This is a genomic window from Acidaminococcus massiliensis, assembly GCF_900095825.1.
GTDB classification, from domain to species: Bacteria; Bacillota; Negativicutes; order Acidaminococcales; family Acidaminococcaceae; genus Acidaminococcus; species Acidaminococcus massiliensis.
This window is the reverse complement of record NZ_LT608315.1, coordinates 2,617,850-2,625,322: the sequence shown is the minus strand read 5'-3', so window position 1 is coordinate 2,625,322 and position 7,473 is coordinate 2,617,850. Positions and strand designations below refer to the sequence as shown.

5 protein-coding genes, 2 tRNA genes, 1 rRNA gene and 2 other annotated features are annotated in these 7,473 nt (G+C 52.2%); of the genes, 7 read left to right on the top strand and 1 reads right to left on the bottom strand.

Translation table 11 applies throughout. The annotated features are described in order from the left end of the window. Window positions 1-572: a sequence feature (mutual gap in cmsearch alignment for this rRNA model is longer than 100), on the top strand. Then, window positions 1-1,314: a sequence feature (mutual gap in cmsearch alignment for this rRNA model is longer than 100), on the top strand. (Overlaps the previous feature by 572 nt.) The 4 genes from BQ2657_RS13860 (at window position 678) to BQ2657_RS12550 (ending at window position 3,060) form a co-directional block, all read left to right on the top strand. Continuing rightward, a tRNA-Ile gene (locus tag BQ2657_RS13860) sits at window positions 678-754 on the top strand. Its footprint overlaps the feature before it by 77 nt. Further along, a tRNA-Ala gene (locus BQ2657_RS13855) sits at window positions 826-901 on the top strand. A gap of 68 nt (window positions 1,315-1,382) precedes the next feature. Next, window positions 1,383-1,499, top strand: a 5S ribosomal RNA gene (gene rrf / locus BQ2657_RS12555). A gap of 121 nt (window positions 1,500-1,620) precedes the next feature. Next, window positions 1,621-3,060, top strand: a complete 1,440-nt coding sequence (locus tag BQ2657_RS12550; protein ID WP_075580919.1) for a glucose-6-phosphate isomerase — start codon at window positions 1,621-1,623, stop codon at window positions 3,058-3,060. Window positions 3,061-3,097: 37 nt separating this feature from the next. On the opposite strand, the gene BQ2657_RS12545 is transcribed toward BQ2657_RS12550, so the two are convergent. After that, entirely contained in the window at window positions 3,098-3,892 is a 795-nt protein-coding gene (locus BQ2657_RS12545; RefSeq protein ID WP_075580918.1) for a transglycosylase domain-containing protein, read from the bottom strand. Window positions 3,893-4,328: 436 nt separating this feature from the next. Between BQ2657_RS12545 and argB the strand changes: the two genes are divergently transcribed. The 3 genes from argB to argF are packed head-to-tail and all read left to right on the top strand — an operon-like array spanning window position 4,329 to window position 7,397. Further along, a complete protein-coding gene (argB, locus tag BQ2657_RS12540) occupies window positions 4,329-5,216 on the top strand; it encodes an acetylglutamate kinase (RefSeq protein ID WP_075580917.1) in 888 nt (295 codons plus the stop codon). Between the two features lie 30 nt (window positions 5,217-5,246). Next, window positions 5,247-6,437, top strand: a complete 1,191-nt coding sequence (locus tag BQ2657_RS12535; protein WP_075580916.1) for an aspartate aminotransferase family protein — start codon at window positions 5,247-5,249, stop codon at window positions 6,435-6,437. An 18-nt stretch (window positions 6,438-6,455) separates the two neighbouring features. Then, on the top strand, window positions 6,456-7,397 hold the full coding sequence (gene argF, locus BQ2657_RS12530) for an ornithine carbamoyltransferase (protein WP_075580915.1): 942 nt from the start codon (window positions 6,456-6,458) through the stop codon (window positions 7,395-7,397). Window positions 7,398-7,473: the final 76 nt, after the last annotated feature.

The following is a 7,473-nucleotide window of genomic DNA, read 5'->3' as shown; positions in this document are numbered from 1 at the left end:
TGGCATCCTTCGGGAGGGGAACCCGGTGAACTGAAACATCTAAGTAGCCGGAGGAAGAGAAATCAAACGAGATGCCCACAGTAGCGGCGAGCGAAGAGGGCAGAGCCTAAACCAGAGAGCTTCGGCTCCCTGGGGTTACGGACTGGCAGAAACCGAGTCAGGCCTAGCCGAATCACCTGGAAAGGTGAGCCACAGACCGTAAGAGCCGGGTAGGTGAAAGGCAGAGCAAGGGGANCGATCGTCGTCTCAGGGTAAGTCGGGACCTAATCCGAGGCAAAGAGCGTAGGAGATGGACAACTGGTCGATATTCCAGTACCGGCAGTGATCGTTTGAACGAAGGAGTGACGCAGGAAGGCAGGTCCGCACGAGATTGGTAGATCGTGTGCAAGCGTGCAGGCTGGCAAACAGGCAAATCCGTTTGCTGNCACCGCCCGTCACACCACGAAAGTTGGTAACACCCGAAGCCGGTGAGATAACCTTTTAGGAGTCAGCTGTCTAAGGTGGGGCCGATGATTGGGGTGAAGTCGTAACAAGGTAGCCGTTCGAGAACGAGCGGCTGGATCACCTCCTTTCTAGGGAGAACTGAAGGAGCCTGAGGGCTTGCTTCTATTCTTCGTCGACGCACATCTGTCAAGAACAATATTCGGTTTTGAGGGCTTCACCCTCAAACAATCCATGGGCCTATAGCTCAGCTGGTTAGAGCGCACGCCTGATAAGCGTGAGGTCAGAGGTCCGAGTCCTCTTAGGCCCACCAATTTCTTGAAATTGAAATGGATTGTATGATATGGTTTTCGGTCTGCCGTCATGCGGCAGTCGAAATATAGCGGGGGCGTAGCTCAGCTGGGAGAGCACCTGCCTTGCAAGCAGGGGGTCAGGAGTTCGATTCTCCTCGTCTCCACCACATGAACCTTGAAAACTTCATAGAAGAGACAAACAAAGTCTTATCTGATGTGATGATCAGGTAAGCACCTCTGATCTAAATGCGAATTTAGAAACGAGTAACGAGAAATACCAGGGAACGTAAGTTCCTTAGTAATGAACCAGAAAAATTGCGAAGAGAAATTGCTCTGATCCGCGAAGCGAGGAAGAGAGCCACCGGAGACAATACTNTATCCTGCCAAGGGTATAGTTGGGTAGCTACGTCCGGAACGGATAAACGCTGAAAGCATCTAAGCGTGAAACCATCCTTAAGATGAGATCTCTCACAGCGTAAGCTGGTAAGACACCTGGAAGATTACCAGGTTGATAGGCAGGGTGTGGAAGCGTAGTGATATGTTAAGCTGACCTGTACTAATATGTCGAGGGCTTGACTTAAATCGGGCCGTTAGATGAAAGAACGTCTCTTCATGAAGTTTTGAGGGCTCATGCCTTCAGTTACATAATCCGGTGGCGATAGCTAAGGGGATCCACCTGTTCCCATGCCGAACACAGCAGTTAAGCCCTTATACGCCGAAAGTACTCGACTGGAAACGGTCCGGGAGGATAGGGAGCTGCCGGTTAGGAAAAGACGCCTGCATCGAAAGATGCAGGCGTCTTTTAGTTGCACTCTTTCTTGGAACATGATATGATATTTTTTATGGACTGACAGAAGTCAATTGACAAAGGAGCATCGTATAACTCATGCAGCATAAAATCGTTTTGCCCTCAGGCTTTTCTCTGGATGTGACCAATATGCTGGGAGAGAACAGGATCCAGCCGGAGGAGCTGGAAGCCTTAGCGCCCCGGGCTGAAAAGGCCGCTCAGGCAGTCCGGAAAATCCGGACAGAAGGAAAGGCCAAGCATCATCTTTCTAAGGATGGGACACCGGAACCGGTTTATTTTACTAGACTTCCTTATGTAAAAAAAGACTTCCCCAATACTCCTGAACTTCTCCAAGAATTGAAGGCTTTTGGGGAAAAGGTACGGATCCAGGAAGATGCGGTGATTTTCTGCGGGGTTGGAGGCTCCTATCTGGGAGGAAAGGTCCTCTATGACTGCTATACCAGTGAATATTGGCCCAAGAGGCATCGGGAACGGCTGCCCCAGATTTTTTTCAGCGGCAATAACCTGGATGCGGAGGACATGGATGGGGTGAAGAACCACTTGATGGTGCTGGCCCAGCAGAGCAAAGCCCTTCAGCAGCGTCCTCTCCGGGTTTTGCTGGTTCCCATCTCCAAATCTGGTACAACACTGGAACCGACGGCAGCATTCCTTCATTTTTACAGCTATCTCCAGGAACAGGATCACTTGTTCCAGGTCAGCGGTGCAGTGGTTACGGACAAACAGCAGGAAAAAGGTCCTTTGAATCGTCTGGCAAGGGAATATTCCTGGCCTGTTTTCGATATTCCGGTGGGTGTGGGCGGACGTTTCAGCGTTCTTTCTACCCCGGGGCTGGTGGTAGCTGCTGTCCTGGGGATGGACTTGGAAGATCTGCTCCGAGGAGCCAGGGAAATGGATGAGGCCTGCAGAGGCAGTCAGCTGGATCAGAATCTGGCACTGTTCAATGCAGTGTTGAAATATGCAGGAGCTGTGAACCATGGGGCTGTGACAGAAGTCTTCATGCCTTATGCCATGCGGATGAAGGCACTGGGAGAATGGTATGTGCAGCTGCTGGCAGAGTCTCTGGGAAAACGGAAAAATCGGGAAGGAGAAACCGTATTTTACGGACGGACGCCGGTGGTGGCCATCGGGACCACGGATATGCATGCACAGACCCAGCTCCATCAGGATGGACGGCGGGACAAAGTGGTCCAGTTCCTTTTCATCGACAACATGAAGAACCGGATCCATATCCACAATCCTTTCCAGGAAATCGAGGAATATACCCAGTATGAAGGGCTGGATATCGGCCATGCCCTGAAAGTAGCCATGGAGGCCAATGAAGAGGCGCTGGCCAGTGATTTTCGGCTGAATGCCCTGTATACCCTGCCGGAACTGAACGAGTATTATCTGGGCCAGATGTTCTACTTCCTGATGCTGAGCATTGCCTACGAAGGGGAACTGGCCGATGTAGATGCCTATGATCAACCAGGAGTGGAAATCTACAAGCGGCTGATGCGAGAAAAATTGAAAAAAGGATAGGAAAATAGGGAGTGCTGCACAGAACGTGCAGCACTCCCTATTTTCCTATCCCTAAAGGACTGTCCAGGGCATCTTCCAGCTGTTCCGGGGTAATCATTTCTTGCTCTGCCATCCGGTTCAGCACCAGGTTCCGTCTCTTTTTGCAGCCCTGCCAATTGTTGTAGGGATTCAAAGCGGTGGGTGCATAGGGGAGACCGGCCAGAGTGGCGGATTGGGGCAGGCTCAGGTCCTTAGGCTTTTTGCCGAAATACACTTGGGAGGCTTGTTTGACGCCCGTGGCGCCAGCTCCCAAGAAGGTGGTATTCAGGTACATTTCCAGGATCTCCTGTTTGCTGCATCGGGCTTCCACCAAGAAAGCCAACCCCGCTTCCGTAAATTTCCGCCGAAGAGACGGGTCTGCCTCCAGCAGCAGATTCTTTACCAGCTGTTGGGTGATGGTGCTGGCTCCTTCTACCACTTCATCATTCTGGATATTGACCAGGGTGGCTCGGATGATGCCATCCGGATCCACTCCATGGTGGGAGTAGAAGCGTTTGTCTTCCACAGCTACCTGAGCTTTGGGCAGCCAGGAAGACATGTCTTTGAGGGATACCCAGTCTTCCCGGGGAATCCGGCTGCGGGCGATTTCCCGGATGTGCCATCCCTGCCAGGCCAGCTGGAGAGGACGGGGGAGATCACGGACAAAACTGTCTTGGGGCACTCCTCTTGGCAGGGTCTGCAGGACGGCTCTTTCTGCTGGGGCTCCGACTTTTTCATGGATGGTGGAAGGACGGGTCACATAGTAGCATAGGGCTCCTGCGAGCAGGACCAGGATGCATAACAATTTACGCATAAGTTTTCTCCCCCTTTTCTTCTCCATTGTACTTGAAACCAGGAGAAAAATCCATGGGCAACCCGTTGCTGGGCCTGCATTTCTCCATGACCTGCAGAAATTCTGGGAGCAGGTCACAAAATTGTCCTGTTCTTTTCGGAAAAATGGTAGATGGAACCCGTTCTTTCGTACTATAATGAAGGCATCTATCAGGATGTGACTTCCCCTGGGAAAAACAAAAAAATAGTTGCATTGTTATGCATATAAGCGTATAATAATGCAACATAAAGGAGGGACGGCGGCTTGGTGAGAAGTTGGAAGGGGAAAGCCGTTTTCTGCTTTGCCAACTGTTTGGAAAGCGAGAAGAAAGTCATGGACTGATCAAGCGTATTCTATATGGTTCCGATTTTCGGAAGCAAAATCCCAAACACGAGGAATTGGATTAGGAGGAAATGCAATGCAGATCAAAAATAATGAAATGAATATATTAGTCGAAGCACTGCCATATTTAAGCGCTTTCAAAGGGAAAACGGTGGTCGTAAAATACGGCGGCAATGCCATGCTCAACGATGATCTCAAAAATAAAGTCCTGGAGGACATTGTATTCCTTCGCTGCGCCGGCATGCGCCCGGTGGTGGTCCACGGCGGCGGGCCGGAAATCACTGCCATGCTGAAAGCGGCTGGAAAGAAATCCGAATTCATCAGCGGTCTGCGGGTCACGGACAAAGAGACGGTGGAGATTGCAGAACTGGCCTTAGTGGGAAAGACCAATACGGATCTGGTGCGCCGGCTGAACATGCTGGGCGGCAAGGCCATCGGCCTCAACGGCAAGGACGCCAAACTCATTGAAGCCCGGAAGCATCTGGCGGATGTGTACGAAAACGGACAGGTGAACCTGGTGGACATCGGATACGTGGGAACGGTGGAAAAAGTCAACACGGATCTGATTAACCTGCTGCTGGCCAACGATTATATCCCGGTGATTGCTCCGACTGGAATCGGCCCTGACGGAGAAACCTACAATATCAATGCCGACAGCGTGGCTGGGGAAGTGGCCGGTGCCCTGAAGGCGGAAAAGCTCCTGATGCTTACCGATGTGAAGGGCATTTACGAAGACCACACTGATGAAAGCACTTTCCTGTCCACCCTGACCTTTGAAAAAGCCCAGGAATTGATCGTAAAGGGCAGTATCGACGGGGGAATGATCCCCAAGGTGAAAGCCTGCATTTCCGCTTTGTCCGGGGGCGCCGTCAAGACCCATATCATCGATGGGCGCCAGGAACACTCCATCCTCCAGGAAATCTTCTCCGACGAGGGTGTGGGTACGGAAGTTGTCAGAGACTGAATCAAGAAACCAGTGAAAAGAGGATGCACGATGGATACAAAAGAAATCATGGATACCACGGAGAAATATTATCTCCCGGTCTTTGGACGGAGCCCCATTGCTCTGGACCACGGAGAAGGACCGTATCTGTATGATGCGGATGGGAATAAATATACGGATTTCCTGGCGGGCATCGCGGTCAACGCCCTGGGGTATGCCTATCCGCCTCTGGTGAAGGCTGTGAGCGAACAGGCTGGCAAGATCATGCACGGTTCCAACCTGTTCTATTATGGAATTCAGGCCAAAGCGGCCAAACAGCTGTGTGAGGTGACTACCTTCGACCGGGTGTTCTTCTGCAATAGCGGGGCGGAAGCCAATGAAGGGGCTATCAAACTGGCTCGGAAATACGGCCACAGCAAGGATCCGAAGAAATTCAAGATCATCACAGCCAAAGATTCCTTCCATGGCCGGACCATGGAAACCCTGACAGCTACTGGCCAAGATCATTACCATGAAGGCTTGAGCCCCCTGCCGGAAGGCTTCGTCTACGTTCCCTTTGGGGATCTGGCTGCCATGGAAGAGGCCATGGATGATGATGTGTGCGGCGTCCTTCTGGAACCGATCCAAGGGGAAGGCGGGGTCCACGTGCCGCCGGACGGCTATTTGGAAAAGGTCCAGGCCCTGTGCAAAGCCCATGATGCCCTGCTGATCTTCGATGAAATCCAGACCGGGGTATGCCGGACCGGATATTGGTTCGCCTGGATGCACAGTGGGGTAAAGCCGGATGTCCTGACCTTAGCCAAAGCCATTGGAGGCGGCTTCCCTATGGGAGCGTTCCTGGTGCAGGAACGGCTGGCCCATGTATTCGCTCCCGGGGACCATGGTTCCACTTTCGGGGGAAATGCTCTTTCCTGTGCTTCCTGCTATGCGGCCATCAAGGCCATGAAAGAATTGGAACTGGATAAGAAGGCTGCGAAAACCGGAGCTTACTTCAAGAAAGGGCTGGAAACCCTGAAAACCAAGTATCCGGGCAAGGTAAAAGATGTCCGGGGCATGGGGCTGATCCTGGGAATGGAATTGGCCAAACCAGGTGCTTCCCTGGTCCAGGGAGCCCTGCAGAAAGGGTTCATCATCAACTGCACGGCGGGGAATGTGCTGCGGTTCGTACCGCCGCTGATCATCGGCGAAAAGGATATTGATGCACTGCTGAAAGGACTGGACGAGCTTTTGGCAGAATTTTAACGAAGAAGAGGGAATACTATGGCTTTAAGAAATAAGGATTTGATTTCCATCCATGATCTGTCAGTGGGCGAAGTTGCCACCATCCTGGACGTAAGCAGAAAACTGAAGAAGAAGCAGAAGCTGGGAGAACCCCATGAATACCTGAAGGGGAAAACACTGGCCATGATCTTTTCCAAAGCTTCTACCCGTACCCGGGTCTCATTTGAAACGGGGTTCCACCAACTGGGCGGACATCCCATTTATATGAGTGAAGCCACTTCCCAAATCGGCCGAGGTGAACCAGTCAAAGATACAGCACGGGTCCTGTCCCGTTTCGTAGACGGCATCATGATCCGGACCTTCTCCCATGAAGCGGTGAAGGAATTGGCAGATTATGCTACGGTCCCGGTGATCAACGGACTGACGGATCTGCTCCATCCCTGTCAGGCACTGACGGATATGTTCACCATCTTGGAATATAAAGATGTGCTGAAGGGACGGAAGCTGGTCTATGTAGGAGATGGGAACAACATGGCCCATTCCCTGATGTTCGCTTGTGCCAAAGTGGGGATGAATATGGTCTGCGCCAGCCCCAAAGGGTACCAGCCGGATCCCCATATCGTGGCCCAGGCAAAAATGGATGCGGCCATCACCGGCTGCACCATCACCGTCCAGGAAGACATGGAAGATGCGGCCAAGGGGGCCGATGTTCTCTATACGGATGTTTGGGCCAGCATGGGAGAAGAAGCCCAGCGGGAAGAACGGAAAAAAGCCCTCCATGAATATCAGATCAACCAGCATCTGCTGGATCTGGCCCGTCCGGACGCTATGGTGCTCCACTGCCTGCCGGCTCACCGGGGAGAAGAAATTACCGATGAAGTGATCGAAGGCCCCCAGTCAGCGGTGTTCGACGAAGCGGAAAACCGGCTCCACGTACAGAAAGCCATCATGGCCTTGCTGATGAGTGACGCGGTGCTGTAAAATAAAAGAAGGGCTGTGGAGAATCCACCGCTGTCAAGCGGCGTATGACCTATGACACGCCCATAAAGGAGAGACG

Coding starts and splice junctions, on each gene's coding strand:
- BQ2657_RS12550 (WP_075580919.1), top strand. CDS start 1,621: ATGCAGCATAAAATCGTTTTGCCCTCAGGCTTTTCTCTGGATGTGACC.
- BQ2657_RS12545 (WP_075580918.1), bottom strand. CDS start 3,892: ATGCGTAAATTGTTATGCATCCTGGTCCTGCTCGCAGGAGCCCTATGC.
- argB (WP_075580917.1), top strand. CDS start 4,329: ATGCAGATCAAAAATAATGAAATGAATATATTAGTCGAAGCACTGCCA.
- BQ2657_RS12535 (WP_075580916.1), top strand. CDS start 5,247: ATGGATACAAAAGAAATCATGGATACCACGGAGAAATATTATCTCCCG.
- argF (WP_075580915.1), top strand. CDS start 6,456: ATGGCTTTAAGAAATAAGGATTTGATTTCCATCCATGATCTGTCAGTG.